Source organism: Vibrio sp. D401a (genome assembly GCF_030248515.1).
GTDB classification, from domain to species: Bacteria; Pseudomonadota; Gammaproteobacteria; order Enterobacterales; family Vibrionaceae; genus Vibrio; species Vibrio rotiferianus.
On sequence record NZ_JAHGAI010000011.1, the window covers coordinates 1 to 1,194 of the forward strand.

The 1,194-nt window shown below is 46.9% G+C and carries 1 protein-coding gene; it reads right to left on the bottom strand.

Annotation, left to right across the window (positions count from 1 at the left end):
• Nucleotides 1-13: 13 nt before the first annotated feature.
• Nucleotides 14-1,194, bottom strand: a 1,181-nt coding sequence (gene tuf, locus KIV41_RS06795) for an elongation factor Tu (RefSeq protein ID WP_285335946.1), incomplete at its 5' end; no start/stop codon positions are given.

A 1,194-nucleotide genomic window follows, 5' to 3' on the forward strand; every position in this document is an offset into this window, starting at 1 on the left:
AATTCGTTAAGAATTAGTCGAAGATCTTAGCAACAACACCAGCACCTACTGTACGGCCACCTTCACGGATAGCGAAACGTAGACCTTCGTCCATAGCGATAGGAGCGATTAGCTCAACTTGCATTTGGATGTTGTCGCCTGGCATTACCATTTCTACGCCTTCTGGTAGAGAGATGTCACCAGTTACGTCAGTTGTACGGAAGTAGAACTGTGGACGGTAGCCTTTGAAGAATGGAGTGTGACGACCACCTTCATCTTTAGAAAGTACGTATACTTCTGACTCGAACTTAGTGTGTGGGTTGATTGACTTAGGAGCTGCTAGTACTTGACCACGCTCTACTTCGTCACGTTTAGTACCACGTAGAAGTGCACCAACGTTCTCACCCGCACGACCTTCGTCTAGAAGCTTACGGAACATCTCAACACCAGTACAAGTAGTAGTTGTAGTTTCTTTGATACCTACGATTTCTACTTCGTCACCTACAGTTAGGATACCGCGCTCGATACGACCAGTAACTACTGTACCACGACCTTGGATTGAGAATACGTCTTCGATAGGCATTAGGAATGGCTGATCGATTGCACGCTCTGGTTCTGGGATGTATGAATCTAGCGCTTCTGCTAGTTCAACAATCTTAGCTTCCCACTGCTCTTCGCCGTTTAGTGCGCCTAGTGCAGAACCTTGGATAACTGGTAGGTCATCACCTGGGAAGTCGTACTCAGATAGAAGTTCACGAACTTCCATTTCTACTAGTTCTAGTAGCTCTTCATCGTCAACCATGTCACATTTGTTCATGAATACGATGATGTAAGGGATACCAACCTGACGGCCTAGTAGGATGTGCTCACGAGTTTGTGGCATTGGACCATCAGTAGCAGCAACTACAAGAATACCACCGTCCATCTGTGCAGCACCAGTGATCATGTTCTTAACGTAGTCCGCGTGTCCTGGACAGTCAACGTGCGCGTAGTGGCGAGTTGGAGTATCGTACTCTACGTGAGAAGTAGCGATTGTGATACCGCGCTCACGCTCTTCTGGAGCGTTATCGATAGATGCGAAGTCACGAGCAGCACCGCCGTATACTTTAGCAAGTGTTGTACAGATAGCTGCAGTTAGAGTTGTTTTACCGTGGTCAACGTGGCCGATAGTACCAACGTTTACGTGCGGTTTTACACGTTCAAATTTTTCTTTAG